Annotated in this window: 21 protein-coding genes and 4 tRNA genes; 18 read left to right on the forward strand and 7 right to left on the reverse strand. The window is 67.8% G+C overall.

Annotated features, from left to right (window positions below; translation table 11 throughout):
* The first annotated feature begins 46 nt into the window (after positions 1–46).
* The 5 genes from tnpC (at position 47) to BEI_RS08465 (ending at position 7312) form a co-directional block, all read left to right on the forward strand.
* A complete protein-coding gene (gene tnpC, locus BEI_RS08445) occupies positions 47–1597 on the forward strand; it encodes an IS66 family transposase (RefSeq protein ID WP_097789096.1) in 1551 nt (516 codons plus the stop codon).
* 517 nt (positions 1598–2114) lie between these two features.
* Positions 2115–3233, forward strand: coding sequence for a polysaccharide export protein (locus BEI_RS08450; protein WP_097789097.1), 1119 nt, complete (start codon positions 2115–2117; stop codon positions 3231–3233).
* 76 nt (positions 3234–3309) lie between these two features.
* On the forward strand, positions 3310–5295 hold the full coding sequence (locus BEI_RS08455) for a polysaccharide biosynthesis protein (RefSeq protein ID WP_193765184.1): 1986 nt from the start codon (positions 3310–3312) through the stop codon (positions 5293–5295).
* Between the two features lie 144 nt (positions 5296–5439).
* On the forward strand, positions 5440–6345 hold the full coding sequence (locus tag BEI_RS08460; protein ID WP_153045781.1) for a hypothetical protein: 906 nt from the start codon (positions 5440–5442) through the stop codon (positions 6343–6345).
* A gap of 55 nt (positions 6346–6400) precedes the next feature.
* Positions 6401–7312: a glycosyltransferase gene (locus tag BEI_RS08465; RefSeq protein WP_097789100.1), complete on the forward strand. Its 912-nt coding sequence runs from the start codon at positions 6401–6403 to the stop codon at positions 7310–7312.
* Between the two features lie 219 nt (positions 7313–7531).
* On the opposite strand, the gene BEI_RS08470 is transcribed toward BEI_RS08465, so the two are convergent.
* Together BEI_RS08470 and BEI_RS08475 are read right to left on the reverse strand one after the other, a co-directional pair.
* Complete coding sequence (locus BEI_RS08470; protein ID WP_097789101.1) at positions 7532–8638, reverse strand: pyridoxal phosphate-dependent aminotransferase; 1107 nt, start codon at positions 8636–8638, stop codon at positions 7532–7534.
* Positions 8639–8658: 20 nt separating this feature from the next.
* Positions 8659–9120: a DUF3592 domain-containing protein gene (locus BEI_RS08475; RefSeq protein WP_097789102.1), complete on the reverse strand. Its 462-nt coding sequence runs from the start codon at positions 9118–9120 to the stop codon at positions 8659–8661.
* A gap of 14 nt (positions 9121–9134) precedes the next feature.
* Between BEI_RS08475 and BEI_RS08480 the strand changes: the two genes are divergently transcribed.
* On the forward strand, positions 9135–9593 hold the full coding sequence (locus tag BEI_RS08480) for a tellurite resistance TerB family protein (protein ID WP_097789103.1): 459 nt from the start codon (positions 9135–9137) through the stop codon (positions 9591–9593).
* A 364-nt stretch (positions 9594–9957) separates the two neighbouring features.
* Positions 9958–11199, forward strand: a complete 1242-nt coding sequence (locus BEI_RS08485) for an NAD(P)/FAD-dependent oxidoreductase (RefSeq protein ID WP_097789104.1) — start codon at positions 9958–9960, stop codon at positions 11197–11199.
* A gap of 430 nt (positions 11200–11629) precedes the next feature.
* Here BEI_RS08485 and BEI_RS08490 read toward each other — a convergent pair whose 3' ends face one another.
* Complete coding sequence (locus BEI_RS08490; RefSeq protein WP_097789105.1) at positions 11630–12085, reverse strand: hypothetical protein; 456 nt, start codon at positions 12083–12085, stop codon at positions 11630–11632.
* Between the two features lie 155 nt (positions 12086–12240).
* Here BEI_RS08490 and pyrC point away from each other — a divergent pair, with 155 nt between their 5' ends.
* A complete protein-coding gene (gene pyrC / locus BEI_RS08495) occupies positions 12241–13278 on the forward strand; it encodes a dihydroorotase (RefSeq protein ID WP_097789106.1) in 1038 nt (345 codons plus the stop codon).
* Between the two features lie 65 nt (positions 13279–13343).
* On the opposite strand, the gene BEI_RS08500 is transcribed toward pyrC, so the two are convergent.
* From BEI_RS08500 to folD, 4 genes are all read right to left on the reverse strand, one after another.
* A complete protein-coding gene (locus tag BEI_RS08500) occupies positions 13344–14255 on the reverse strand; it encodes an alpha/beta hydrolase (protein ID WP_097789107.1) in 912 nt (303 codons plus the stop codon).
* A gap of 3 nt (positions 14256–14258) precedes the next feature.
* Positions 14259–14993, reverse strand: coding sequence for a 5'-methylthioadenosine/S-adenosylhomocysteine nucleosidase (gene mtnN / locus BEI_RS08505; RefSeq protein ID WP_097789108.1), 735 nt, complete (start codon positions 14991–14993; stop codon positions 14259–14261).
* Positions 14994–15046: 53 nt separating this feature from the next.
* On the reverse strand, positions 15047–15520 hold the full coding sequence (locus BEI_RS08510) for an S-ribosylhomocysteine lyase (protein WP_097789109.1): 474 nt from the start codon (positions 15518–15520) through the stop codon (positions 15047–15049).
* Positions 15521–15742: 222 nt separating this feature from the next.
* Complete coding sequence (gene folD / locus BEI_RS08515; RefSeq protein ID WP_097789110.1) at positions 15743–16603, reverse strand: bifunctional methylenetetrahydrofolate dehydrogenase/methenyltetrahydrofolate cyclohydrolase FolD; 861 nt, start codon at positions 16601–16603, stop codon at positions 15743–15745.
* A 454-nt stretch (positions 16604–17057) separates the two neighbouring features.
* Here folD and BEI_RS08520 point away from each other — a divergent pair.
* The 10 genes from BEI_RS08520 to BEI_RS08565 all read left to right on the forward strand — a co-directional run bounded on the left by BEI_RS08520 (position 17058) and on the right by BEI_RS08565 (position 26229).
* Positions 17058–17134, forward strand: a tRNA-Pro gene (locus BEI_RS08520).
* A 68-nt stretch (positions 17135–17202) separates the two neighbouring features.
* Positions 17203–17279, forward strand: a tRNA-Arg gene (locus BEI_RS08525).
* A 48-nt stretch (positions 17280–17327) separates the two neighbouring features.
* Positions 17328–17402: transfer RNA gene (locus BEI_RS08530), tRNA-His, on the forward strand.
* Between the two features lie 24 nt (positions 17403–17426).
* Positions 17427–17501: transfer RNA gene (locus tag BEI_RS08535), tRNA-His, on the forward strand.
* A 261-nt stretch (positions 17502–17762) separates the two neighbouring features.
* The gene (tig, locus tag BEI_RS08540) at positions 17763–19118 is read left to right on the forward strand and encodes a trigger factor (RefSeq protein WP_097789111.1); all 1356 of its coding nucleotides are present in this window, start codon (positions 17763–17765) and stop codon (positions 19116–19118) included.
* Between the two features lie 84 nt (positions 19119–19202).
* The gene (gene clpP, locus BEI_RS08545; RefSeq protein ID WP_097789112.1) at positions 19203–19823 is read left to right on the forward strand and encodes an ATP-dependent Clp endopeptidase proteolytic subunit ClpP; all 621 of its coding nucleotides are present in this window, start codon (positions 19203–19205) and stop codon (positions 19821–19823) included.
* Between the two features lie 76 nt (positions 19824–19899).
* Positions 19900–21180: an ATP-dependent Clp protease ATP-binding subunit ClpX gene (gene clpX / locus BEI_RS08550; protein ID WP_097789113.1), complete on the forward strand. Its 1281-nt coding sequence runs from the start codon at positions 19900–19902 to the stop codon at positions 21178–21180.
* A gap of 199 nt (positions 21181–21379) precedes the next feature.
* A complete protein-coding gene (lon, locus tag BEI_RS08555; RefSeq protein WP_097789114.1) occupies positions 21380–23788 on the forward strand; it encodes an endopeptidase La in 2409 nt (802 codons plus the stop codon).
* A gap of 177 nt (positions 23789–23965) precedes the next feature.
* A complete protein-coding gene (locus BEI_RS08560) occupies positions 23966–24238 on the forward strand; it encodes an HU family DNA-binding protein (protein ID WP_013332105.1) in 273 nt (90 codons plus the stop codon).
* 170 nt (positions 24239–24408) lie between these two features.
* Complete coding sequence (locus BEI_RS08565) at positions 24409–26229, forward strand: SurA N-terminal domain-containing protein (RefSeq protein WP_097789115.1); 1821 nt, start codon at positions 24409–24411, stop codon at positions 26227–26229.
* The last annotated feature ends 193 nt before the right edge of the window (positions 26230–26422 follow it).

A 26422-nucleotide genomic window follows, 5' to 3' on the forward strand; every position in this document is an offset into this window, starting at 1 on the left:
GGATGCGCTAATCCCGCTGTCGCCGGCGGGCTGGCATACTTGGCGGATGAAAACGCCGCCCGATCTGTCCCAGCTCACTCCCGATCAACTCCGTCACCTGGCGGCAACCCTGATGTCGCAGGTCGAGCAGCAGGAACAGGCACTGGCGCAGAGTCAGAAAACGCTGCGGCATACCGAGCAAGTCAATCAGAAGCTGAGCTACGAACTGGCGCTGCTCAAGCGCCATGCCTTCGGCAAGCGCAGCGAGCAGCTCAACGTCCTGCAGATCAGCCTGCTGGACGAGGTGGTGGATGCCGACATCGCCGCCATCGAGACCGAGCTGGAGGAGCTGAAGCTCGCCTCCACGTCGCCGACGCCCAGGAAGACGCCCAAGCGCGCCCCCTTGCCGCCCGAACTCCCGCGCACCGAGATTCGCCATGACCCGGAAAGCGAGCACTGCGCCTGCGGTTGCCAGCTGCGGCGAATCGGCGAGGAGATCAGCGAGAAGCTCGACTACACCCCGGGCGTGTTCCACGTCGAGCGCCATATCCGTGGCAAGTGGGTCTGCGACCAGTGCGAGACGCTGACCCAGGCCCCGATGCCGGCGCAGATCATCGACAAGGGCATTCCCACCGCCGGCCTGTTGGCCCAGGTGCTGATCGCCAAGTATGCCGACCACCTGCCGCTGTATCGTCAGGAGCAGATCTTCGCCCGGGCTGGCGTGGCAATCCCGCGCTCCACCCTCGCCGAATGGGTCGGCATCTGCGGCGTGCGGCTCCAACCGCTGATCGATGCCTTACGTGACCTACTGCTCAGCGAGCCGGTGCTGCATGCCGACGAGACCCCGGTGCCGATGCTGGCCCCGGGCAAGAAGAAGACGCACCGCGCCTACCTCTGGGCCTACGCCACCACGCCCTACGCCGGGTTGAAGGCGGTGGTCTACGACTTCAGCGAGAGTCGCGGCGGGCAGCATGCCCGTGACTTCCTCGGCGACTGGCGGGGCAAGCTGATCTGCGACGACTACAGCGGCTACAAGCAGAGCTTCGCCAACGGCGTCACCGAGATCGGCTGCATGGCCCATGCGCGTCGCAAGTTCGTCGACCTGCATGTGGCCGGCAAGAGCCAGATCGCCAAGCAGGCCATCGAGCTGATCGGCCAGCTCTACCAGGTGGAGCGCGAGGCACAGACGCTCACCGCGGAAGAGCGCCAACGACTGCGAGAGACACGAGCGAGGCCCATCGCCGACGCGCTGCACCGCTGGATGCTGGCTCACCGCGAGAAGGTGCCGAACGGCTCGGCGACGGCCAAGGCGCTGGACTACAGCCTGAAGCGTTGGGTGGCGCTGACACGCTACCTCGACGACGGCGGGCTGACGATCGACAACAACCGGGTTGAGAACCTGATTCGCCCCTGGACGCTGGGCCGCAGCAACTGGCTGTTCGCCGGGTCACTGCGCAGCGGCCAGCGCGCCGCCACCATCATGAGCCTGATCCAGTGCGCCAAGCTGAACGGCCATGAGCCCTACGCCTACCTGAAGGATGTGCTGGAACGGCTGCCGACACATAAGGCCAGCCAGCTCAGCGAACTCCTGCCTCACAACTGGCAGCACACCGACTGATTACCGGCAAGCGGTGTTGCCCGTTCGCTTACGCCTAGGCTCCCTATCCTTACACAAAGTTACACTGCAAGCGGGGCGCCGGAAGGCGCCCCGCTTGCGTTGTGGCCCAGGGTATCGCCCGGCCAATGCCTGCCTCTCTCCCTTGGCATCTTCCCATTCCTGCCCTCTACTTCTCTTCTCTCTTCTCTCTTCTCTCTTCCCTCTTCCCTCTTCCGTCAATTTTCTCCTGATGCCTCCCTGGCTTCCTAAGCCGTGCGGCTTCCCTCGTCGAGGTGGGATATCCCCCTCTCGATGGCGGAGATAATTGGTGCGGTAGGTCGGTCGTGACTTCGTAAGCTGAATGTAACTGCCGCAAAAGACCCATGGCAAAGCATGTTACGGCGTGTGCAAGGGGAGTGAGACCGGTTTAATTCCGTTACGAAGGCCTTTTCGCCTTCCGGCGGTAGCGTCAAGGGGACACCAGCAGGGGGCCAGTGCGATGGGGGAAGTCGCCGAACGTCGTTCAAGAAACCCGGGGATGGCCGGACGCGGGATCGGGCTGTTGATCCTGTTCGCCCTCATCCTCGGCACGGCAGGATGCGCCTTCGCCCCGGGGGGGCACATCGCGCCGGAGGAAGCGGGGGGCGATCTGGCGGAACGGGTCGACCTGGTGCCGATCACTCCGCGAGTGGTACGGGGCATGGCCGACGGCCAGGCCACCGGCCGAATCGCCCGACCCGCCCCGCCCGCGTTGCGTGAGGCCATCGCCTCCTATGAGTATCGGGTGGGGCCGGGGGATGTGCTGAGCGTGATCATCTACGACCATCCCGAGCTCACCATTCCGGCCGGCGCGGAGCGCTCCCCGGAGGAGGCCGGCAACCGGGTGCGGCCGGACGGCACCATGTTCTATCCCTACGTGGGGCGCGTTCAGGTGGCGGGCCTGACGCTGGAGGAGGTCCGTCGGCTCTTGACCCGTCGGTTGAGCTCGGTCATCACCGATCCCCAGTTGGAGGTGGGCGTGGCCGCCTTCCGCTCCCAGAAGGTCTATGTCAGCGGGGCCGTGGTCACCCCGGGCATGGTGCCCCTCGATGTCGAGCCCCTGACCATCCTGGACGCGATCAGCGAGGTGGGGGGCGCGCGCCCGGACGCCGACTGGCACAACGTGCGCCTGACGCGCAACGGCCGGGAGGAGCGTCTGTCGCTGTTCGACCTGATGCGGCGCGGCGACCTGACCCAGAACCGATTGCTGCGCGACGGGGACATCCTGCACGTGCCGACCTCGGAGAACCAGAACGTGGCGGTGCTCGGCCGGGTGCTGAGGCCCGGGACCATCGAGCTGGGCAACGAGCGCATCAACCTGACCGACGCCCTGGCGCGCGCCGTCGTGGTTGACGAGCGGCGGGCCGAGCCCTCCGGGATCTTCGTCGTCCGCGGGCACGACGCCGGGGCCGACAAGCTCGCCACCGTCTATCAGCTCGACATCAGCGATGCGACTCGCCTGATGCTGGGCACGCGCTTTCCCCTGCAACCCCAGGACGTGGTGTATGTCACCGCCGCGCCGCTGGCGCGCTGGAACAGCGTGATCAGCCTGCTGCTGCCCACCCTGACGCTCCCGGGTGACGTGGCGTCGTCCGCCGATGATGTCGGCGAGCTGTGATGTGGTTTGGTGGCGGGGGCGTGCGCCCTGCCACGGGGGCGAAATAACAACGATACATCTTGGCAGGGAACGAGCGATGAGGATACTGGAGCGATTGGTCCGGTTGCCGCGTTGCTACAAGCGCAATCTGTTGCGTCTGTCGGACACGCTGCTGGTCGGCCTGGCGCTGGTGATCGCCCAGCTGCTGGCCAGCCGGGAGGATACCCTGGCCACCCCGGTTACCTGGGGGCTGCTGGGTGCCGTGATGCTCGCCACGCCACTGGTGTTCGGGGTCCTGGGCGGGTATCGCATCGTGTTGCGTTTCCTGACCCTCAAGGTCATGTCGTCGCTGATGCTGGGGGTCCTGCTGCTGACCGGGCTCCTTCATGGGCTCGACATGGCCCTCGGCTGGCCCGTCGCCTGGCAGGCCGAACCGGTGTTCGCCATGCTGGCCATCCTGGCGGTGGTGGGCTCGCGCCTGTCGCTGCACGAACTCTACCGATGGAGCCGGCGCCCCCAGCGCCAGCCGGTGATCATCTATGGCGCGGGGGCCGCCGGCTGCGAGCTGGCGCATTCGCTTCACCAGGGGGAGCGCTATCGTCCCCTGGCGTTCGTGGATGACTGGCGGGGCCTCCACGGCTCCCTGGTCGAGGGGCTGCCGGTCCATCCGCCTGCCACCTTGCCGTCGCTCATCCGCCGCCATGGGATCGCCCAGATCCTGCTGGCGATCCCCAGTGCCCCGCGCTGCCGGCGGCGCCAGATCCTCGAGATGCTGGCGCGGTTCTCGGTGCCGGTCCAGACCATTCCCGGCGCCGACGACCTCGTCTCCGGACGGGCCCGGATCGCCGACACCTGCGATGTCCAGGTCGAGGACCTGCTGGGCAGGGAGCCGGTGCCGCCCTTTCCCGCGCTGATGACGACCGACATCCGCGACAAGGTGGTCATGGTGACCGGCGCGGGCGGCTCGATCGGGGCCGAGCTGTGCCGGCAGGTCATCGCCCAGGGGCCTCGTGCCCTGGTGTTGGTGGACAATGCCGAGTATGCGCTCTATGCGATCGACCAGGAACTCCAGGCCTGGGTCGCGGACCGAGGGGAGCGCGTCAAGGTCCACGCCTTGCTGGCCTCGGTGCGGGAAGGGGAGCGCATGCGCGAGATCCTGGACTGCTTCGCGGTCCAGTCCGTCTATCACGCCGCCGCCTACAAGCATGTGCCCCTGGTGGAGTGCAACCTGGTCGAGGGGCTGCGCAACAACGTCTTCGGGACTCTGGGGCTGGCCCGGGCGGCGGTGGCGGCAGGCGTCGAGAGCTTCGTGATGGTCTCGACCGACAAGGCGGTGCGCCCCACCAACGTGATGGGAGCCTCCAAGCGCCTGACGGAGCTGATCTGCCAGGCGCTGGCGGCCCGGGAGGAGGGGAATGGCCGGCCACGCTTCTGCATGGTGCGGTTCGGCAACGTCCTGGGCTCGAGCGGCTCGGTGGTGCCGCGCTTCCGTCGCCAGATCGAGCAGGGCGGCCCCCTGGAGGTGACCCACCCGGACATCACCCGTTACTTCATGACGATTCCCGAGGCGGCCCAGTTGGTCATCCAGGCCGGGGCCATGGGCGGCAACGGCGAGGTCTTCGTGCTCGACATGGGCGAGCCGGTGCGCATCGCCGAGCTGGCGGCGAACATGGTGCGGCTGGCCGGCCTGGAGGTGAAGGATGCCGAGCATCCCGAGGGCGACATCGAGATCGTCTTCACCGGCCTGCGCCCCGGCGAGAAGCTCTACGAGGAACTGCTGATCGGCGACGACGTCGCGGCGACCGCCCATCCCCGGATCATGACCTGCCGCGAGGCCAGCTGGGGATGGGACGAACTCGAGGCCTTCCTCGACGAGCTCAATGGGGTCATGCGGCGTCCCGACCCCGGGGGGATCCAGCGGCTGCTGGCCTCGGCCTCGCTGGGATATGCCCCGGACGGCCCGCTGGTGGATCACGTCTGGCAGGCGCGGCAAGACGCACGATCGAGGGAGGCGAAGCTGCGCAAGGAGGGCGTCGGCAAGCTGCTCCTGCAGGAACGGTTTCGATCCTCCGGAGAGGCCTGAACGGCGCTTCGGGGGAGGGGCAGGGCAGTCCCGCCTGCCGGTTGGCGAGCGATCGATGGAGGCATCGACCGCTCGCCGTTCATCCAGCGTCGAGAGGCCTTCGGCAGGCCGTTGGACACTGCTCATCGCAGGGAGCCCGCGACCATGATTGCATCCCCCCGCCAAGGTGACGAGGAGGACGGCCCCCCGGAGGGCATGACCCTCCTGGGGCTACAGCCGCGGGTGCTGGATTGGGGGGAGCCCGTGCCGCCTCCGGGGGTGGTGATCGAGGCGGTGGATCTCGGCGTGACCCCGGGGGGCTGGGGCTACCTGGTCGCCCGGCTGGCCCCCGTGCCGCCGGCCTGGCCGGCGGCCATGCCGGTCGGCATGGTGCTGCGCGTGCGGCGCCTGATCCTGGCGGCGGGCATGGACACGCCGTCGCGCTTCGGGGACGACGGTTGGCTGCTGTTGAGCGACGAACGCGAGGCGAGCGACATCGCCGCCCTGCTGCTCAGGCCCACCGGGGTGCATTTCGTCAACCATGCCAGGCATCGGCGCTTCGCCGATCGCTGGCCGAGTCGCCTGCAGCAGTTGAATGCCTTCCTGCAGGAGCAGGGGTTGCCGGCCACCGCCACGGTCTTCGACGAGGATCTGGTCCTGGAGCTCTACGGGATTCGTCCGTGCCGCGACCTGCGCTTCCTGACCCTCGGGGAGCCCCTCCGGCCGGCGCCGCCCTTCGTCGCCAACGATGCCCAACTGGTGCATCACGGCCTCGACAAGGCGAGCCTGGTGGAGAACCCGCGGTACCACCTCCAGGTCGAGGGCCTGAGGTTCGTGTCCTTCGACCGCGTGCGCCGTTTCAAGCTCAGCCGTGGCAGGCTGGTCGATCACAACGATCTCGCCATGATGCGGGCCCTGGAGGCCGGTGCCCCCTGGCGCCTGGCGCTGGGCGGCTATCTCGATGGGGGCCTGGTCCTGTTGCAGCGCCTACGGCGCCTGGGACGCTGGGTGGCGCGTCGCCTCACCGGCCCCAGCCGGCGGCGGGATGGCGTTTCGCCGCGCCGGCGGTGAGGGTCGCGGCGAGGTGGGGATATTGGGTGGTTCGTCATCCTGAGAGGAGTGTTTGATGCCGTTCTTTACCCTGGTGATGCCGGTCTACAACCAGGCCGACCATCTCGATTCGGCGCTCTCCTGCGTCTACCAGCAGACCCTCCAGGACTACGAGTTCATCGTCGTCGACGGCGGCTCCTCGGACGGCTCCCTGGAACGCCTGGCACGCGAGGAGGCCCAGGGCCGGCTGCACCTGATCGAGGCGGCCGCCGACACCCCGGTGCAGGAGGCCTGCAACCAGGGCGCCCGCCTGGCCTCCGGGCGCTGGCTGGTGTTCTTCGACCCCCAGGACCTGCTGCTCTTCGATCATCTGTCGGGGTTTGCCGACGCCATCGCCGCGCACCCGCACCTGTCCCTGTTCGTGAACGGCCACCAGCGCATGGAAGGGCATAGACGCGTCCCGCGGGCATCCTGCGCCGTGCGGGGGGTGTTGACCCGTCAGCAGGCCCTGGCGGCCTTCGCCCGTTGCGATTACCTGCACGTCAACGGCGGCTGCTTCCGGCGGGAGTGGTTCCTCGAGCTGGGAGGGTTTCCGGCGGTGCAGCCGGCCCGCGGGGCGGCGGCCTGCTTCTGGCTACGGACCCTCTGCGCCCTCGAGGCCATGCACTACGACGACACCGTCACCAGCCTCTGGGTGGTGACGCCGGAGGGTCGCCGGAGCTGTACCAGCATACCCGAGGGGCCGCACCCTTGTGTCGCCTTGCAGCCCCAGTTGGAGCCGGGGCTGGCGCGGTGCGAGCGCCACTACCTGCGGGCGGCGATCAATCGGCAGATCCTCGATTGGGCGGTAGACAAGAAGCGCCAGGGACAGCGGGTCACGCGGGACCTGGCCAACCTGAGGATGGCCGCCCTGCGGCCGCGCCACCTTTATCAGGCGTTGACGTTGCTGATGCCTCGGCCGGCCTTCGTCAAGCTCTCCCGGGGGTAGCGGAACCGGTGGATTCGCTGGCGCTATTCCCCTCGAGTACAAAGTAACAAGTATCAAGTATCAAGTTACAAGGGACCACCTCATACTTTCTACTTTCTACTTTCTACTTTCTACTTTCTACTTGCTACTTGCTACTTTCCACTTGTCCCTCGACCCTTGGCTGCTCGGCGCTCGGCGCTCGGCGCTCGGCGCTCGGCGCTCGGCGCTTCCGTCACGCCCTCAGGCTCCCGGGAGGACGGCCTCCAGCGCCGCCAGGCGGCCCGGCACCAGGGCGTCCTCAACCGCGGTGATGCGCAGCAGGTGCCCGAGCCCCGGGTGCGCGGGGCGGGCGATCAGCCGCCCCGCCTCGAGCAGCTCGGCCTGCACCCGTCGGGCGAGCTCGGCATCGGCAAGCCGGATGCCCAGGAAGTTGGTGGCGCTGGGCAGGACGTCCGCGCCCAGGCGCCGGAAGTGGGCGGCCAGCCGGTCGCGGCGCTCGATCACCGCCTGGACGTGGGCCCGCGTCTCCTCCGGGTGGTCGAGCACCACCTCGGCGGCGGCCTGGGAGAGGGTCGAGACGGCGTAGTGGATGCGCACCTTCATCAGCATCGCCAGGGTCTCGGGCTCGGCGATGGCATAGCCCACCCGCAGCCCGGCCAGGCCATGGGCCTTGGACAGGGTACGGCAACGGATCACGCCGGGCAGCACCTCGGCGGCGAAGGGGGCGTCGGCGTCGGGGCGGAAGTCGTGGTAGGCCTCGTCGAGCAGCAGCCAGCAGTCCGCGGGGAGGGCCGTCCGCAACCGGCGGATGGCGTCGTCGTCGTGCAGGTGGCCGGAGGGGTTGTCGGGGTTGGCCAGGTAGACCAGCCTGGCGTCTTCCTCGTGGGCGGCCCTGGCCAGGGCCTCGAGATCCGGTGCCAGGCGGTCGGGGCCCTCGTCGTAGGCGATCTCCACCAGTCGGCAGCCCTGGGCGCGGGCGAAGTAGCCGAAGGTGGGGTAGGTCCCGGCGGAGGCGATGACCGGGGTGCCGGGCGTGGCGGTAGCGCGCAGGACCAGGGCCAGCAGGCTGTCGGCGCCGGCGTCCACCAGCAGGGCCTCCAGCGGGATGCCCTGCTGGTCGGCGATGCGACGGCGGATGCCCAGGGCCTCGGCGTCCCCGTAGCAGTAGACGTGCTCCACCATGGCGTCGCCGAAATGGCGACGCAGCGCCGTGTGGGGCATGTCCAGGCCCTCGTTGGAGCCCAGCCGATGGGGGATCTCGCGGCCCAGGCGGCGTTCCAGCACCCGCAGGCCGGGAAAGGGGTTGTCGGGGCCGGGGGCGTAGAGGTGGTCGGCGAAGCGGGGCATGATGTCTCCGTTCCAGGGGTTCAACGCAAGGATAGCCACAGCGCCATGGCGCACAGCCTGGGCAGGAAGGCCGCCAGTCCCAGGCGGGCGAGGGGCAGGCGGCGCTCGCCGAGCTGGGTCAGCTCGGGATCGTCGGGGGCATGGCGGATCGTCAGCGTGCTGCCCGGTGGCGTCCGGGCCAGGTGGGCCTCGGCCTCCTGTCGGCTGGCGAAGGCGGGAACGCCATCGAAGCGCCCATTGTCGGAACGGTACGTGACCCCCTCGACCTCGAAGGTGTAGTGGACCCGGGCCAGGAAGCGACGCGGCCGGTCGTCCCGCTCCTCGCGCCGGTGCTGCCCGTGGACCTCTTCCACCTCGGTGTGGTCGACGCGGGCCCGGGCCGACGGCCAGGCGTTGACGGCCCGGCGGCGCCAGGCGCTGCGCCCCGCGGCCAGGGCGCCGACGCCGCTCGCCAGGGCGATGACGGGGGCGATATCAGGCATTTCGGGAGTCCATTATGATCCAGTCCCTGCAACGTAAGCTCCAGGACATGATGGCGCCTGGCGAGGCCCCTGAAAAGGCCGAGCCCACCCTGGCCCTGGCCACGGCGGTGCTGCTGTTCGAGGTGGCCCGGGCCGACTACCGCCTGGAGGAGGCCGAAGAGGTCCGGCTGGGCGAGATCCTGGCCGAGCGTTTCGACCTGCCGGAGGGGGAGGTCGCCGCGCTGGTCCGCCGGGCCCGGGGCGAGACCGAGACGGCGGTGGACCACCACCGCTTCGTGCGTCAGGTGCGCGACGGCTGCGATTACCGGGAGCGCTGCGAGCTGGTACGGCTGATGTGGTCCCTGGCGCTGAGCGACGGGCACAAGGATGCCCTCGAGGAACACCGCATCCGGCGCCTGGCGGAGCTGCTCCACGTGAGCCATGGCGATTTCATCCGCGCCAAGCTGTCGGAGGAGGGGGAGCGGTCGGGGTAGGGAAGCGCCCTTCGGGCAGCTACAAGCGCCGAGCTGCAAAGTAGAAAGTGGAAAGTAGAAAGGAGAAAGCTACAAGCTACAAGGAAACCCCTCGCCCTTCGGGCAGCTACAAGCTACAAGGAGCAAGCTACAAGGAAACCCCTCGCCCTTCGGGCAGCCACAAGCTACAAGGAAACTCCTTGTAGCCTGCCTGGGGGGCATCACACTGCCTTGCAGCTTGCAGCTTGCAGCTTGCAGCTTGCAGCTTGCAGCTTGCAGCTTGCAGCTTGCTCCAGGCCAGATACTGTGCCGTTTCGTCCTGCTAGAATGGAGGCCTGCGGTCCGCCGGGTGGCGGGCCGGCGTTCATGGCAAGGGAGATGCAGGATGGCACGACACATCATCGTTCTGGGAGCCGGCATGGTCGGGGTCTCGGTGGCCTGGCACCTGGTGCGGCGGGGGCACGCAGTCACGCTGGTCGATCGCCGTGAGCCCGGCCGCGAGACCTCCTTCGGCAACGCCGGCATCATCCAGCGCGAGGCGGTGCGTCCCTATCCCTTCCCCCGGGACCTGGGCACCCTGATGCGGGTGCTGCCCAACCGCGAGGTGGACATCCGCTACCGACCCGCCGGCATGCTCCGGGCCGCCTGGCCCCTGCTGCAGTACTGGCACAACTCCGCGCCGCGCCGCTACCGCGACATCGTGCCCCAATACGCCTCGCTGATCGGCCTCTGCCTGGAGGCCCACGCGCCCATGATCGAGGCCGCCGGGGCCGAGGACCTGGTCCAGCGGGAGGGCTGGCTCGAGGTCTATCGCAGCGAGGCGGCCCTGGCGGACCGTCTCGAGGAGGCCCGGGACAGCGAGGCGCGCTTCGGGGTCCGGCATCGCGCCCTGGACGCCACCGAGCTGGCCGACCTGGAGCCGAGCCTGGCCGAGAACCTGGCCGGCGCCATCCATTGGCTGGATCCCTGGACCGTGGCCGATCCGGGAGGGCTGGTGCAGGCCTACGCCCGTGCCTTCGAGGCCGAGGGCGGGCGCATCGTCCAGGCCGAGGTGCGTGGCCTCGAGGCCTCGTCCCGGGGCTGGCGGGTGACCACCGAGGCGGGGGACGAGACCGGCGACGACCTGGTGATGGCGCTGGGCCCCTGGTCCCGGGACTGGCTGTCGACGCTGGGGATCTCCGTGCCGCTGTTCGTCAAGCGCGGCTATCACATGCACTACGGCAGCGTCGGCCGGGCCCGGCTGAACCACTGGGTGATGGATGCCGAGGTGGGCTACCTGCTGGCGCCGATGCGGGCGGGGATCCGCCTGACCACGGGGGCGGAACTGGAACGCCTGGAGGCGCCGCCGCACCTTCGCCAGCTCGCCGCCGCCGAGGGCAAGGCCCGGGAGCTGTATCCGCTGGGCGAGCGCCTGGACCCGGAGCCCTGGAAGGGCGCACGTCCTTGCACCCCGGACATGAAGCCGGTGATCGGGCCGGTCCCGGGGCAGGCCGGGCTATGGTGCGCCTTCGGTCACGGCCACCAGGGCTTCACACTGGGCCCCGCGACCGGGCGGCTGCTGGCACAGATGATGGAGGGCGAGAAGCCGGAGATCGACATGGAGCCGTTTCGGGTCGACCGGTTCTAAGCGCCGAGCTGCGAAGTGGCAAGTGGAAAGTGGAAAGCGCCGAGCGCCAAGCTACAAGCGCCGAGCTGCCAAGTAGAAAGTGACAAGTGGAAAGTGGAAAGCGTCGAGCGGCGAGCCACAAGCCACAAGCTACAAGGAACCCCGAAGGCCTCGCCGGTGATCCCCTGCGGGGCTTTCTTTTGGAAGGAAGGTCCGGCCTGGGTTTCCTTGCGACTTTTTACTTTCTACTCGAGCCTCGGCGTCCGGCGGGCGCGGCGGCGCTCGGTGACGAGCCGATAGATCTGGCTCGGTGGACGCCGGATGCACTCGCAGGCTCGTTTATCCGGCCTACGTCAGCTGCGAAGTGGCAAGTAGAAAGTGGAAAGAAGGCCTCGCCGGTGATCCCTGCGGGGCTTTCTTTTGGAAGGAAGGTCCGGCCTGGGTTTCCTGGCTACTTTTTACTTTCTACTCGAGCCTCGGCGGTCCGGCGGGCGCGTCGGCGCTCGGTGACGAGGCGATAGATCAGCTTCACGGCGAGGGTGATGATGAAGACCAGCCAGCCCGCCGTGGCCAGGACGTTGAACAGCAGCATCTTCTGTTCGCCGTTCAGCGGCGTGATCAGGTGATCGATCACCATGGCCAGCAGGAAGGCGAGGCCCAGGGGCAGGGCGAGGATGTGCATCCACATCTCGGTACGCCGCTTGCGCACGTGGTAGCGGCTGAGCAGCACCCGGATCGGGCGATGCACGAAGCTGATCATGATCAGGCTGCCGGCGATGAGCAGCGCGGCCAGGGTGGGTTCGATGTTGTCGATGTGCACCGAATAGCTCACCGACCAGTAGACCAGCAGCCACATCAGGCCGGCCAGAATGGCGACGAGGTCGGCGTAGTAGCGTACCTTCGGCATGTCATCCTCATGGCATTTCCACGGCTGCGATGATACGGCAAATTCGTTCGGCGTGAAGGGCTTTTCGCCGTTCCCGGGCTCTCGCCGCTGAGTCCGGCGGGGCCATGCGGTACAATGGGCACCATCGCGAACCCACCGCCCAGACAGGACACGCCGTGAACTCGATTACCCTGACCCGTCCCGACGACTGGCATCTCCACCTGCGCGACGGGGCGGCCCTGGCCGCCGTGGTGCCCGCCAGCGCCCGGCAGATGGGCCGCGCCATCATCATGCCTAACCTCAAGCCGCCCGTGACCACCACCGAACAGGCGCTGGCCTATCGGGAGCGGGTCCTGGCCGCGGTCCCCGAGGGCAACGCCTTCGAGCCGCTGATGACCCTCTACCTCACCGACCGCACCTCGGCCGAGGAGATCGAGCGGGCCCATGCCTCCGGCCTGGTCCAGGCGGTCAAGCTCTATCCGGCCGGGGCGACCACCAACTCCGACTCCGGCGTCACCGACCTGGCGCGTTGCGACGCGGCCATCGCCGCCATGGCCCGCCTGGGCATGCCGCTGCTGGTGCACGGCGAGGTCACCGACGCCGAGATCGACATCTTCGACCGCGAGGCGGTGTTCATCGAGCGGGTCATGAAGCCGCTGCTCGAGCGACACCCGGACCTCAAGGTGGTCTTCGAGCACATCACCACCGCCGACGCCGCGGCCTTCGTGGCCGAGGCGCCGGCCAACGTGGGGGCCACCATCACCGCCCATCACCTGCTGTTCAACCGCAACCGCATGCTGGTGGGAGGCATCAAGCCCCACTACTATTGCCTGCCGATCCTCAAGCGCGAGCGGCATCGCCAGGCGCTGCTCGACGAGGCGACCTCCGGCAGCGGCAAGTTCTTCCTCGGCACCGACAGCGCCCCCCATGCCAAGGGCGACAAGGAAAGCGCCTGCGGCTGTGCCGGCGCCTACACCGCCCCGGCCGCCCTGGAGCTCTATGCCACCGCCTTCGAGCAGGCCGGCGCCCTGGAGCGCCTGGAAGGCTTCGCCAGCCACCACGGGCCGGACTTCTACGGCCTGCCGCGCAACGCCGACACCGTGACCCTGGTACGCGAGCCCTGGACCCTGCCGGAGAGCCTGCCCTATGCGGAGGGGCAGAGCATCGTGCCGCTGCAGGCCGGCGAGACGCTGGAGTGGAAGTTCAGCGGCTAGCGCCGAGCAGCCCAGTAGAAAGTGACAAGTAGAAAGTAGAAAGCGCCGAGCTTGCAGCTTGCCGCTTACTGCTCGCCGCCGAGTTGCTCCTCGAGGAAGGCGAGGCCGGCCTCCAGGGCGTCATCGCCGGTGAGGAAGGAAGTGATGTGCCCCCGCAGGGGCTGCAGGTAGAGCTCGGCGGGGACGCCCGCCGCCGCGAGCCGGGCGTACATGTCGGTGGCGTGATCCACCGGCACCAGGGCGTCCAGCCGGCCGTGGAACAGGAAGTGGGGCGGCGTGGCGGGGGTGACCTGGCGGGCGGGGGAGGCCTGCACATAGGCATCGCGTTTCTCGGCCCGGGTGCCGCCGATGAATTCCACCACCAGGCGGCCGTCGTCGAACTTGAGCAGGTCGCTGGGCAGGCCGCCGGCCACCACCGCCGCGAGCCCGGGGTGGGACCCGCCGGGGGAAGGTCCACGGCTCGCCAGCAGGCTGACCCGGTGGGCGCCGCTGGAATAGCCGACCCCGACGATGCGCCGGGTGTCGATGCGCCAGGCCTCGGCATGGGCGTGCAGCCAGTCCATGGCTGCCCGCAGGTCGTCCAGCTGGGCGGGGAAGCGGTACTCGGGAGCGAACCGGTAGGCGATGTTGGCGACCACGTAGCCACGGGCGGCCAGGCGTTCGGCGATGTCCGCCATGTCCTCGGGGCCGCGGCGTTGCCAGCCGCCGCCGTGGACGACCAGGGCCGCCGGACGCCGTGACGACCCCGGCGTGTCGGGAAGATAGAGGTCGGCGGTCAGCGATTGCGGCCAGTCCGGCGGGGTATAGGGTCGGTCGTCGAGGCGCCGGAACGAGTAGCCGGGTGAGGGGGCGGCAGGGGAGGCGGTGTCGCGGATGGCGGGAGAGCCGTCGGTGCTCAGGTGGGTCGCGGCGCAGCCCGCGGCCAGCAGGGGCAGGCACAGGGCCAGCCCCAGCAGTCGGGCGCGCCGCGGTCCCATGGCTCAGCTCTCCACGGGCGCGTCCGCGGTCGCGGGCTCGGCCAGGCGGGCCACCATGGCGGTGACCATGCGGGTGGAGTGATCGGCCGCCTTGTCCAGGAACTCCTCGAAGGACAGGTGGTTGTCGCCGCCGCCGGCGATGTCCGAGAGCGCCCGGATCACCACGAAGGGACAGCCATAGAGGTGGCAGGTCTGGGCGATGGCCGCGGCCTCCATCTCGGCGGCGAGCATGGTCGGGAAGCGCGAGCGGGTCTTCGCGACCAGGTCGGGGCAGGCCATGAAGACGTCGCCGGTGGCGATCAGCCCTTCCACCACGCGGACCTCGTTCATCGCCTCGACGCACTCCCGGGCCACGCGCACCAGGCGCTCGTCGGGCGAGTAGGCGGCGGGCATGTCGGGCACCTGGCCGTGCTCGTAGCCGAACACCACGGCGTCCACGTCGTGGTGGCGCACCTCGCTGGAGACCACCACGTCGCCGATCTCCAGCCCTTCGCCGAAGCCGCCGGCGGAGCCGGTGTTGATGATCGCCTCGGGCTGGTACATGTCCAGCAGCAGGGTGGTGCCGATGGCGGCGTTCACCTTGCCGATGCCCGATTGCAGGATCACCACCTCGCCGTCGTGCAGGCGTCCCCGGTGGAAGGTGGAGCCCACATGGGTGCGGGTCTCGCGATCCTCGAGCAGGGCCGCCAGCCGGGCGACTTCCTGGGCCATGGCGCCGATGATGCCGATGCGTTTCATTCTATCCGGGTCTCCGCTGGGTCAGGGGGGAGGGGGTGGGGGCAGCGCCCGGTTCAGCCTTCCTGGGCGAAGACCTGGGTCCATTCGTCGCGCTTGGCCAGGAAGCCGCGGGCGATGTCCTTGGCCCCTTCGAGGCTGTGACTGGCGGCCCAGCCGCACTGCATCTCGTTGCAGGCCGGGACCTCCTCGGCGTCCAGCACGTCCTTCAGGGTGCCTTCGACCAGCGCCAGGACGCCGTCGTAGTCGTCGTGGTTGATCATGGCGATGTAGAAGCCGGTCTGGCACCCCATGGGGCTGATGTCGACGACCTTGTCCGAGTGGTTGCGCGAGAGCTCCGCCATCAGGTGCTCCAGGGAGTGCAGCGCCGGCATCTCCATGTGGGCCTGGTTGGGCTGACAGATGCGCATGTCGTACTTGTGGATGCGGTCGCCGTGCTCGCCGGTCTTGATGTCGGCCAGACGAATGTAGGGGGCCTTCACCTTGGTGTGGTCCAGGTTGAAGCTTTCGACGTTCATCTTGTCGCTCATCGACGGACCTCGCGAGTCGGGAAAATGCTAAGCGGCCTATTCTAGCGAAGGCACGAAGTGAAAGTAAAAAGTAACAAGGAAACCAGCGAGGTGGCCCGGCGGGGTTTCGCGGTTCTGGCTGACCACTAGCCGCCCGTCACCGGACAGCTTGGCGGCTCGGCGCTTGGCGCTTTCTACTTTCCACTTTCTACTTTCCACTTCGCAGCTCGGCGCTCGGCGCTCTCACGCCATGGCGTCATGCATCTCGGCGGCCAGCAGGGTGTTCTCGAGCAGCGAGGCCACGGTCATGGGACCGACCCCGCCCGGGACCGGGGTGATGTAGCTGGCGCGGGCGGCGGCGGGCTCGAACTCCACGTCGCCCACCAGGCGGCCATCTTTCTGGCGGTTGATGCCCACGGCGATGTGGATGGCGTCGTCGCGCACCCACTCGCCCTTGACCAGCCCCGGGCGGCCCACCGCGACCACCAGCAGCTCGGCGCGACGCACGTGCTCCTCCAGGTTCCGCGTGAAGCGGTGACAGACGGTGGTGGTGCAGCCGGCCAGCATCAGCTCCAGCGCCATGGGGCGGCCGACGATGTTGGAGGCGCCGACCACGGTGGCATCCAGGCCGCGGAGCTTCAGGCCGGTCTCCTGCAGCAGGGTGATCACGCCCTTGGGGGTGCAGGGGCGCAGCAGCGGCAGGCGCTGGGCCAGGCGTCCCAGGTTGTAGGGATGGAAGCCGTCCACGTCCTTGTGCGGCAGGATGCGCTCGAGGATCGGGCGGGGATCCAGGTGGTCGGGCAGCGGCAGCTGGACCAGGATGCCGTCGACGGCGGTGTCGGCGTTGAGCCGGTCGACCAGGGCCTCGAGTTCCTCCTGCGAGGTCCCGGCCGGCAGCTGGTGCTTGATCGACTGGATGCCGGCCTCCTCGCAGGCGCGATGCTTGTTGCGCACGTAGACGGCGGAGGCCGGGTCCTCGCCCACCAGCACGACGGCGAGTCCCGGCACCCGTCCACCGGCCTCGCGGCGTGCCTGCACCTGGCGTGCGACCTGCTGGCGGACTCGGGCGGCAATGGACTTGCCATCGATCAGTTGGGCGGTCATCGAACTTCCCTCTGGTGGTCGGATGATGGAAAGGAGGGGGCGATTTTCGCATGCCCCGGCGGCCCGGCCAAGCAAGCGTCGAGCGCCAAGCTGATAGCGCCGAGCTGCCAAGTAGAAAGTGGAAAGTGGAAAGTGGAAAGCGCCAAGCTACAAGCGCCGAGCTGTCCGGTGACGGGCGGCAGGTGGTGAGGCATGCACGTGAAGCCTGCTGAGCCACTCCGCTGAGTTTCCTTGCGACTTTCTACTTTCTACTCGAGCCTCCGTTTGGCCGCTTGGCCGCTTGGCCGCTTGGCCGCTTGGCCGCTTGGCCGCTTGGCCGCTTGGCCGCTTGGGCGCTTGGGCGCTAAATGATTGACCGCCGGGCGTTGTGGCCTTGACGGGGGCGGAGAGTTCCGTAGAATACGCAGCGCTTGACGAGGCCCCTGCGGCGGCGTCAGGGCCGTGCAAGAGCCGGCGGGGTGTAGCGCAGTCTGGTAGCGCGCCTGCTTTGGGAGCAGGATGTCGGGGGTTCAAATCCCTCCACCCCGACCACAAGCCATTGATTGAGTTGAAAGAAATTTCATTCATGGCTTGCGGTCAGGCGCTCGGGAACGTATCATGCGCCCATAGCTCAACCGGATAGAGCAACGGCCTTCTAAGCCGTAGGTTGCAGGTTCGAGTCCTGCTGGGCGTGCCACTCCGGTGGCGGCGCGGTCGGACGACTCGGTCGAGCAGTGTCGATATGGTGGATGTAGCTCAGTGGTAGAGCCCCGGATTGTGGCTCCGGTGGTCGTGGGTTCGATCCCCATCATCCACCCCATCTCGACATCCTTTCCAGGCAGTGGTGGATGTAGCTCAGTGGTAGAGCCCCGGATTGTGGCTCCGGTGGTCGTGGGTTCGATCCCCATCATCCACCCCATTGCCTCGCCTTCTTCCTTTATATTCCGCTCTCCTTCATCGAGTCGACCCGGTGCGACGCGTCAGGCGCGACGCCGTTGGCGTCGGCGGCCAGTCGTTCGCGGCCTTCGGGAGAAATCCGTGCCCGTCCCTTGTCTAACGCGGGCGACGTCCCCATATGGTCAGCCAGGGCGCTTGCCACTGCCCGGCGGGATTCATAGAATCCCTCTCTTTGAACCTTTTACGCCACCCACAGAACGCCCCAGTCGGCAGAGGACATTTCATGCAAGTTTCCGTCGATACGACCTCCCAGATTGAACGCCGCATCAAGGTGCAGGTGCCGGCCGCCGAGATCGACGAGGCCGTGGCCGCTCGCCTCAAGGAAGCGGCCAAGAACGTGCGTCTGGACGGTTTCCGCAAGGGCAAGGTGCCGATGTCGGTGATTCGCCAGCGCTACGGCCGCGGCGTGCGCGACGAGGTGGTCGGCGAGGTGATGCGCGAGCGCTACGTGCGCGCCATCACCGACGAGAACCTGAATCCGGCCGGCTATCCGCAGATCGAGGCCGACGTCAACGAGGCCGGCAAGGACCTGGAATTTACCGCCACCCTCGAGGTCTACCCGGAAATCGAACTGGCCTCCATCGAGGGCACCGAGGTCGAGCGTCCCGTGGTCGAGGTGACCGACGCCGACGTCGACGAGATGATCGAGACCCTGCGCAAGCAGAACGCCGGCTGGGAAGAGGTCGAGCGTGCCGCCGAGGACGGCGACCAGGTCAACATCGACTTCCAGGGCTTCCTGGGCGACGAGCCCTTCGAGGGCGGCAGCGCCGAGGGCCACGACCTGGTGATCGGTTCCGGCAGCTTCATCCCCGGTTTCGAGGAGCAGCTCGTGGGCGCCCAGGCCGGTGAGGAGAAGGAGCTCAAGGTCACCTTCCCCGAGGACTACCAGGCCGAGCAGCTGGCCGGCCAGGAAGCGACCTTCAAGGTCAAGGTCAATGCCGTCAAGGCGCAGGCCCTGCCCGAGGTCGACGCGGAGTTCGCCAAGCAGTTCGGCGTCGAGGACGGTGACCTGGACCGGTTCCGGGCCGAGATCACCAAGAACATGAACCGCGAGGCCGAGCAGGCGGTCGACAACCGCGTCAAGCAGCAGGTCCTCGAGGCGCTGAAGAAGGCCAACGACATCCCGGTGCCGCAGTCCCTGATTCAGCAGGAGACCGACGGGCTCAAGCGGCAGGCCGCCCAGCAGTTCGGCCTGGGCGAGGACTTCGACGTCAGCCAGCTGCCCAACGAGCTGTTCGCCGAGCAGGCCAAGAGCCGTGTGCAGATCGGCCTGCTGCTGGCCGAGGTGATCAAGCGCCACGAGCTCGAGGCCTCCGACGACGAGATCAAGGCCAAGGTCGAGGAGCTGGCCCAGCAGTACCAGGAGCCGGAGAAGGTGGTCGAGTACTACCTGAGCAACGACCAGATGAAGGACCAGGTCAAGTCCGCCATCCTCGAGGAGAAGGCCGTGGACGTGCTGCTCGGCCAGGCCGACGTCAAGGACGTCGAGATGGGCTATCAGGAGGCCCTGGCGGCGGCCCAGCAGCAGGGCGGCGAAGCCGAGGAGGCCGACGAGGCCGAGGGCGAAGCCCAGGCCTGACGGTCACTCCGGCCCTCCCGCCCGGCGGTTGCCGGGCGGGGTGCCAGGCGTCGCTTCCATACACCGGATGCAAGGACATCACCCATGAGCAACGAGTTCGATATTCAATCCGCCGGCGGCCTGGTGCCCATGGTGGTCGAACAGAGCGCACGCGGCGAGCGGGCCTACGACATCTACTCCCGCCTGCTCAAGGAGCGCGTGATCTTCCTGGTGGGGCCGGTGGAAGACTACATGGCCAACCTGCTGGTGGCCCAGCTGCTGTTCCTGGAGTCCGAGAACCCGGACAAGGACATCCACCTCTACATCAATTCCCCGGGGGGCTCCGTCACCGCCGGCATGTCGGTCTATGACACCATGCAGTTCATCAAGCCCGATGTCTCCACCGTCTGCATCGGCCAGGCGGCGAGCATGGGCGCGCTGCTGCTGGCCGGGGGCGCGGCGGGCAAGCGCTACTGCCTGCCGAACTCGCGGATGATGATCCACCAGCCCCTGGGCGGCTACCAGGGTCAGGCCTCGGACATCGAGATCCATACCCGCGAGATCCTCGGTATCCGCGATCGGCTCAACCAGATCCTGGCCCACCACACCGGCCAGGACATCGAGACCATCGCCCGGGATACCGACCGCGACAACTTCATGAACGGCGCCCAGGCCGCGGAGTATGGCCTGATCGATGCCGTGCTGGATAAGCGGCCGACATCCTGATAGCGTGAAATCAACCACGCTCTGATTACGTGATTCCCGGCGGCCCGCGGGCCGCCGCTGCGAGAGAGGTACGCGAATGGCCGACGGCAAAGGCAAGGACGAAGGCGGCAAGCTGCTGTACTGCTCGTTCTGCGGCAAGAACCAGAACGAGGTGCGCAAGCTGATTGCCGGCCCGTCCGTCTATATCTGCGATGAGTGTGTCGATCTGTGCAACGACATCATTCGCGAGGAGGTGCTCGATGCCGATGCCGAGAGCGACGAGGAGCGTCTGCCCGCCCCCCGCGAGATTCGTCACACCCTCGATGACTACGTGATCGGCCAGGACCGCGCCAAGATGGTGCTGTCGGTGGCGGTCTACAACCACTACAAGCGGCTGCGCTACGGCGCCAAGGACGAGGTGGAGCTGGGCAAGTCGAACATCCTGCTGATCGGCCCCACCGGCAGCGGCAAGACGCTGCTGGCCGAGACGCTCGCGCGGCTGCTCAACGTGCCCTTCACCATCGCCGATGCCACGACCCTCACCGAGGCGGGCTACGTCGGCGAGGACGTCGAGAACATCATCCAGAAGCTGCTGCAGAAGTGCGACTACGACGTGGACAAGGCCCAGCGCGGCATCGTCTACATCGACGAGATCGACAAGATCTCGCGCAAGTCGGACAACCCCTCCATCACCCGGGACGTGTCCGGGGAGGGCGTGCAGCAGGCGCTGCTGAAGCTGATCGAGGGCACCACCGCCTCGGTCCCGCCCCAGGGTGGGCGCAAGCATCCGCAGCAGGAGTTCCTGCAGGTCGACACCGGCAACATCCTGTTCATCGTCGGCGGCGCCTTCGCCGGCCTCGACAAGGTCATCCGTGACCGCGCCGAGCAGGGCGGCATCGGCTTCAACGCCGAGGTCAAGAGCAAGGACGAGACCAAGGGCGTGGGCGACCTGCTGCTGGACGTGGAGCCCGAGGACCTGGTCAAGTTCGGCCTGATCCCCGAGTTCGTCGGGCGCCTGCCGGTGATCGCGACCCTCACCGAGCTCACCGAGGATGCCCTGATCCAGATCCTCACCGAGCCGAAGAACTCGCTGATCAAGCAGTACGGCCGGCTGTTCGACATGGAGGGCGTGGAGCTTGACTTCCGCGAGGACGCCCTGCGCGCGGTGGCCCGCAAGGCCATGGCCCGCAAGACCGGGGCCCGCGGCCTGCGTTCCATCCTCGAGTCGGTGCTGCTCGACACCATGTACGAGATCCCGTCCCTGGAGGGCGTGTCCAAGGTGGTGATCGACGCCTCGGTGATCGCCGGCGAGAGCGAGCCGCTGTTGATCTACTCCCAGCAGGAGGAGGCGAAGCGAAGCGACGGCACCGACGGCTAGGCAATGTCTGAAAAGTGTCTGCGCTCGCCGACTTCCAGACACAGCCTAGCGCCTTCGAGACGCCCGCTGAGGGGTCTGCATCCGCAAAGGGCCGCCCAGGCGGCCCTTTTCTTTGCCGGGCCGTCGGCGCGACCTTGCAATGCCGGGCCTTCGCCCCCACTCCCTTGGTATCCAACCGATCGTTTGAGGAACGTCTGCGATGCAGCAGAACGCCGAACAGACCCTGAGTCTGCCCCTTTTGCCGCTGCGGGACGTGGTCGTCTACCCGCAGATGGTCATTCCGCTGTTCGTCGGCCGTGAGAAGTCCATCCAGGCCCTCGAGGCCGCCATGGAGGCCGACAAGCGCGTGCTGCTGGTGGCGCAACGCGAGGCCAGCAAGGACGATCCCGACAACGAGGACCTGTTCGCCATCGGCACCGTGGCCGAGATCATGCAGCTGCTCAAGCTGCCGGACGGCACCGTCAAGGTGCTGATCGAAGGCGAGTCCCGGGCCGACATCCGCGACATCCTGGCCGTGGACGACGGCTACAGCCGCGCCGAGGTGGCCCTGCGCGAGAGCGTGCCGCTGACCGAGCGCGAGCAGGACGCCCTGGTGCGGGTGCTGCTCAACCAGTTCGAGCAGTACGTCAAGATGTCCAAGAAGGTGCCCAACGAGGTGCTCAACTCGCTGTCGGGCATCGAGGACCCCAGCCGGCTGGTGGACACCATCTGCGCCCACCTGTCGCTGAAGATCGACGACAAGCAGCAGCTGCTCGAGATGGACCGGGTGCGCGACCGCATCGAGCACCTGATGGCGCTGATCGAGTCCGAGATCGACCTGCTCCAGGTGGAGAAGCGCATCCGCTCACGGGTCAAGGACCAGATGGAGAAGTCCCAGCGCGAGTACTACCTGAACGAGCAGATGAAGGCCATCCAGAAGGAGATGGGCGAGCTCGAGAACGCGCCCAACGAGGCCGACAAGTACGAGCAGGCCATCGAGTCCTCGGGGATGCCCAAGGAGGCCGCCGACAAGGCCAGGCAGGAGCTCGGCAAGTTGCGCATGATGTCGCCGTCCTCCGCGGAAGCCACCGTGGTGCGCTCCTACCTGGACTGGCTGATCTCGGTGCCCTGGAAGAAGCGCACCCGGGTGCGCCACGACCTGCTGCACGCCCAGAAGGTCCTCGACGAGGACCACTACGGCCTGGAGGAGGTCAAGGAACGCATCCTCGAGTACCTGGCCGTGCACAAGCGGGTCAAGAAGCTCAAGGGGCCGGTGCTCTGCCTGGTGGGGCCGCCCGGGGTGGGCAAGACCTCCCTGGGGCAGTCCATCGCCCGGGCGACCAACCGCAAGTACGTGCGGCTGGCGCTGGGCGGGGTGCGAGACGAGTCCGAGGTGCGCGGCCATCGCCGCACCTACATCGGCTCGCTGCCCGGCAAGATCATCCAGCGCATGAGCAAGGCCGGGGTCAAGAACCCGCTGTTCCTGCTCGACGAGGTCGACAAGATCGGCATGGATCACCGCGGCGACCCGGCCTCGGCCCTGCTCGAGGTCCTCGACCCGGAGCAGAACGACACCTTCAGCGACCACTACCTGGAGCTGGACTACGACCTGTCCGAGACGCTGTTCATCTGTACCGCCAACTCGATGAACATCCCGGGGCCGCTGCTCGACCGCATGGAGGTCATCCGCCTGCCCGGCTACACCGAGGACGAGAAGCTGGCTATCGCCAAGCGCTACCTGGTGCCCAAGCAGCTCAAGGCCAACGGCTTCAAGGACGACGAGCTGAGCTTCGCCGACGAGGCCCTGCTGGAGTTGATCCGCTACTACAGCCGCGAGGCCGGGGTGCGGGAGCTGGAGCGCCAGATCGCCAAGGTCTGCCGCAAGGTGCTGCGCGAGCGCCTCGAGAAGGAGGGGCAGGGAGGGGCCCAGGCGCCGGTCCAGCTGGCGGCCGCGGACATCGAGGCCTATGCCGGCGTCCGGCGCTACAGCTATGGCCTGGCCGACCAGGAGGACCAGGTGGGCCGCGTCACCGGCCTGGCCTGGACCTCGGTGGGCGGCGAGCTGCTGAACATCGAGTCGGTGGTGACCCCGGGCAAGGGGCGCATCAACAAGACCGGCTCGCTGGGCGAGGTGATGAAGGAGTCCGTGAGCGCCGCCCAGACGGTGGTGAGGGCCCGAGCACCGTCCTTCGGCATCGACCCGGAGCGCTTCGAGAAGGAAGACCTGCACATCCACGTGCCCGAGGGCGCCACCCCGAAGGACGGGCCCAGTGCGGGCATCGCCATGGTCACCGCCATGATCTCGGCCTACACCGGGCGCCCGGTGCGCTGCGACGTGGCGATGACCGGCGAGGTCAACCTGCGCGGCGAGGTCATGCCCATCGGCGGGCTCAAGGAGAAATTGCTGGCCGCCAGGCGCGGTGGTATAAAGACGGTGCTCATTCCGGAGGAGAACCGCCGCGACTTGAAGGAGGTTCCGGACAACATCAAGGAGGCCCTCGATATCCGGCCCGTCCGCTGGATCGATGAAGTCCTCGAGGTGGCGTTGCGTGAAAAGACGTCGCCGAAAGATGAAGAAACTCGAGCGGAAGACACGGCATCTTCTCACTCGATGATCAGTACGCACTGACGACTTTTTTCCCCTCATGTCGGGCTCAAAACCCCGGCATGGTGGGGATTGTCAGGGATGGTTGCTTGACAGGCGTTTCATCGCATTGCTATAAACTATCGCCATGCTGTGATCGCGTCAGTCAGCCGTAAGTCTCGCCGATTAGAGCCAATTTACGTAACAGTCAAGGGGTGAAGTGTGAACAAGTCCGAGCTGATCGAAGCCATTGCCGCGTCTGCCGACATTCCCAAGGCGGCCGCTTCTCGCGCACTGGACGCCATGGTCGACGCCGTGGCCGACAGCCTGAAGAAGGGCGACAGCGTCTCCCTGGTGGGGTTCGGCACCTTCACCGTCAAGGAGCGTGCGGCCCGCACCGGTCGCAACCCGCAGACCGGTGAGCCGATCCAGATCAGCGCCGCCAAGGTGCCGAGCTTCAAGGCCGGCAAGGCGCTCAAGGATTCCGTCAACTGAGCAGACGGCTCCGCCGTCCTCGACGATGTATCCCGACAGGCGCACCGCAGCAGCGGTGCGCCTGTCGCGTTTCAGGGCCCCGTCGCATGGGGTGGCCGTCCCGTTCGCGGGACCCCCGAGGATGCGTATAATGTAGCGCGTCCTGAATCATTAGAACCGCAGAGGCCTGCATGCTGCAAAGTATTCGTGACCGCTCCAGGAGCTGGGGCGCCAAGATCCTGGTCGGAGCCGTGGTGGTGACCATGGCGCTGTTCGGCGTGGAGTCCCTGGTGGGGCTGCTGGGTAGCGATGGCGAAGAGGTCGCCTCGGTGAACGGCGAGCCGATCACGCGCCAGCAACTCGAGCTGGAGGTGCAGCGGGCCATTCGCAGCGGCCAGGTGCCGCCGGAGCAGGAGCGCCAGCTGCGCGCGCAGATGCTCGATGCCCTGATCACCGACCGCCTGCTGACCCAGTATGCCGAGGAGGGAGGGCTGCATCTGTCCGAGGCCCAGCTCGATGCCCTGATCGTCGGCCTGCCGGAGTTCCAGGACGGCGAGGGGCGCTTCGATCGCGATCTCTTCCGCAACCGCCTGGCCAGCGCCGGCTTCACGCCGCTGTCGTTCCGCCAGCAGCTGCGCCAGGACATGAAGCGCCGCCAGCTCCAGCAGGGGCTGGCCGCCAGCGAGTTCAGCCTGGAGAGCGAGCAGGAGCGTCTCGCGGCCCTGCAGCGCCAGGCGCGCACCTTCCGTCACCATGCCCTGGTCCCCGCGGATCTGGAGGGCGAGATCGAGGTGAGCGATGCCGAGCTGCGCGACTACTACGAGGCCCATGCGGAGGACTACCAGCGTCCCGAGCAGGTCCGCCTGGCCTATGTGGTGCTGGATCGCCAGGCCATGGCCGAGGACCTGGAGGTCGAGGAGGAAGCGCTTCGGGAAGCCTGGCGCGCCGAGGCCTCCGATGCCGATCGCCGCGTGTCCCACATCATGGTGACCTTCGGCGACGAACGCACCCGGGAAGAGGCCGAGGCGCGGCTGGAGACCGTCAAGTCCCGCCTGGCCGAGGGCGAGGCCTTCGCCGACCTGGCCGCCGAGTTCTCCGATGACGGCTCCACCGCCGGCGCCGGCGGCGACCTGGGCGTGATCAGCCGCGGCTTCTTCGGCGAGGCCTTCGAGGAGGCGGCCTTCGCCCTCCGGGAAGGGCAGGTGTCGGACATCGTCGAGACCGACAACGGCCTGCACCTGATCCAGGTCACCGAGCTCGATCGGCCGGCCTTCGACGAGGCCCGGGATCGCCTGGCGCGCCAGGTCGCCCTCGAGCGGGTGCGCGATGCCTTCAACGACAAGGCGCAGCGGCTGATCGACGAGAGCTTCGCCGCCGAGGATCTGGCCAGCGTGGCCGATGGCCTCGGCCTCGAACTGCAGGTGAGCGACTGGGTCGGCCGTGACGGCGCCGAGGGCGTGCTCGCCGAGCCCGGCGTGATGCGCCAGGCCTTCAGCCCGGACGTGCTCGAGGAGGGCTTCAACAGCGAGGTGGTCGAGCTGGACGAGGATCGCCGGCTGGTGCTGCGTGTCCGCGATCATCGCGAGGCCACGACCCTGCCCCTCGAGGAGGTGCGGGACCAGGTGGCGGCCGCGGTGACGGCGCAAAAGACCCGGGAGGCCCTGCAGGCCCGTGCCGACGAGATGCTCGCCGCCTTGCGCCGGGGCGAGTCCCTGGGGCTCGACTGGCAGCGGGTCGAGGGCCTGAGCCGTCAGGGCGAGGCCGACCTGGCCCCGGCGGTGGTGGAGGCGGCCTTCCGCCTGCCGCATCCGGAGGCGGACGACACCGTCTACGGCCGGGCCGACGTTGGCGAACGGGTGGTGCTGATCGCCCTGGAGGAGGTCACCCCCGGCGAGCCCAACGCCCAGATCGAATCCTTCGTCGCCAACATGGCCGAGCGCCTGCGCGCCCAGGCCGCCGTGACCGGGCTGCTGACCCACCTGCGCGAGCAGGCCGAGATCACGCGGCCCTGACGCGCCCTTCGGCAAAAGTAGCAAGCGACAAGTAGAAAGTGGAAAGAAGGCCCCGCGGGTGACTCCCAGCGGGGCTTTCTAGTGAAAGGCTGGGATCGGCCTGGGTTCCCTTGCGACTTTTTACTTTCTACTTTGTACTCGAGCCTCCGCTTGGCCGCTTCACCGCTTCACCGCTTGGCCGCTTGGCCGCTTG

The sequence above is a fragment of the Halomonas beimenensis genome (assembly GCF_002549795.1).
Lineage (GTDB): Bacteria > Pseudomonadota > Gammaproteobacteria > Pseudomonadales > Halomonadaceae > Halomonas > Halomonas beimenensis.

What these genes read in the sequence shown, in the direction of transcription:
- BEI_RS08485 (WP_097789104.1), top strand. Translation starts at nt 9,958, where the DNA reads ATGGCACGACACATCATCGTTCTGGGAGCCGGCATGGTCGGGGTCTCG.
- BEI_RS08565 (WP_097789115.1), top strand. Translation starts at nt 24,409, where the DNA reads ATGCTGCAAAGTATTCGTGACCGCTCCAGGAGCTGGGGCGCCAAGATC.
- BEI_RS08465 (WP_097789100.1), top strand. Translation starts at nt 6,401, where the DNA reads ATGCCGTTCTTTACCCTGGTGATGCCGGTCTACAACCAGGCCGACCAT.
- BEI_RS08475 (WP_097789102.1), bottom strand. Translation starts at nt 9,120, where the DNA reads ATGCCTGATATCGCCCCCGTCATCGCCCTGGCGAGCGGCGTCGGCGCC.
- BEI_RS08450 (WP_097789097.1), top strand. Translation starts at nt 2,115, where the DNA reads ATGGCCGGACGCGGGATCGGGCTGTTGATCCTGTTCGCCCTCATCCTC.
- clpX (WP_097789113.1), top strand. Translation starts at nt 19,900, where the DNA reads ATGGCCGACGGCAAAGGCAAGGACGAAGGCGGCAAGCTGCTGTACTGC.
- clpP (WP_097789112.1), top strand. Translation starts at nt 19,203, where the DNA reads ATGAGCAACGAGTTCGATATTCAATCCGCCGGCGGCCTGGTGCCCATG.
- BEI_RS08510 (WP_097789109.1), bottom strand. Translation starts at nt 15,520, where the DNA reads ATGAGCGACAAGATGAACGTCGAAAGCTTCAACCTGGACCACACCAAG.
- BEI_RS08490 (WP_097789105.1), bottom strand. Translation starts at nt 12,085, where the DNA reads ATGCCGAAGGTACGCTACTACGCCGACCTCGTCGCCATTCTGGCCGGC.
- tig (WP_097789111.1), top strand. Translation starts at nt 17,763, where the DNA reads ATGCAAGTTTCCGTCGATACGACCTCCCAGATTGAACGCCGCATCAAG.
- tnpC (WP_097789096.1), top strand. Translation starts at nt 47, where the DNA reads ATGAAAACGCCGCCCGATCTGTCCCAGCTCACTCCCGATCAACTCCGT.
- BEI_RS08500 (WP_097789107.1), bottom strand. Translation starts at nt 14,255, where the DNA reads ATGGGACCGCGGCGCGCCCGACTGCTGGGGCTGGCCCTGTGCCTGCCC.
- BEI_RS08470 (WP_097789101.1), bottom strand. Translation starts at nt 8,638, where the DNA reads ATGCCCCGCTTCGCCGACCACCTCTACGCCCCCGGCCCCGACAACCCC.
- lon (WP_097789114.1), top strand. Translation starts at nt 21,380, where the DNA reads ATGCAGCAGAACGCCGAACAGACCCTGAGTCTGCCCCTTTTGCCGCTG.
- BEI_RS08480 (WP_097789103.1), top strand. Translation starts at nt 9,135, where the DNA reads ATGATCCAGTCCCTGCAACGTAAGCTCCAGGACATGATGGCGCCTGGC.
- BEI_RS08455 (WP_193765184.1), top strand. Translation starts at nt 3,310, where the DNA reads ATGAGGATACTGGAGCGATTGGTCCGGTTGCCGCGTTGCTACAAGCGC.
- mtnN (WP_097789108.1), bottom strand. Translation starts at nt 14,993, where the DNA reads ATGAAACGCATCGGCATCATCGGCGCCATGGCCCAGGAAGTCGCCCGG.
- folD (WP_097789110.1), bottom strand. Translation starts at nt 16,603, where the DNA reads ATGACCGCCCAACTGATCGATGGCAAGTCCATTGCCGCCCGAGTCCGC.
- BEI_RS08460 (WP_153045781.1), top strand. Translation starts at nt 5,440, where the DNA reads ATGATTGCATCCCCCCGCCAAGGTGACGAGGAGGACGGCCCCCCGGAG.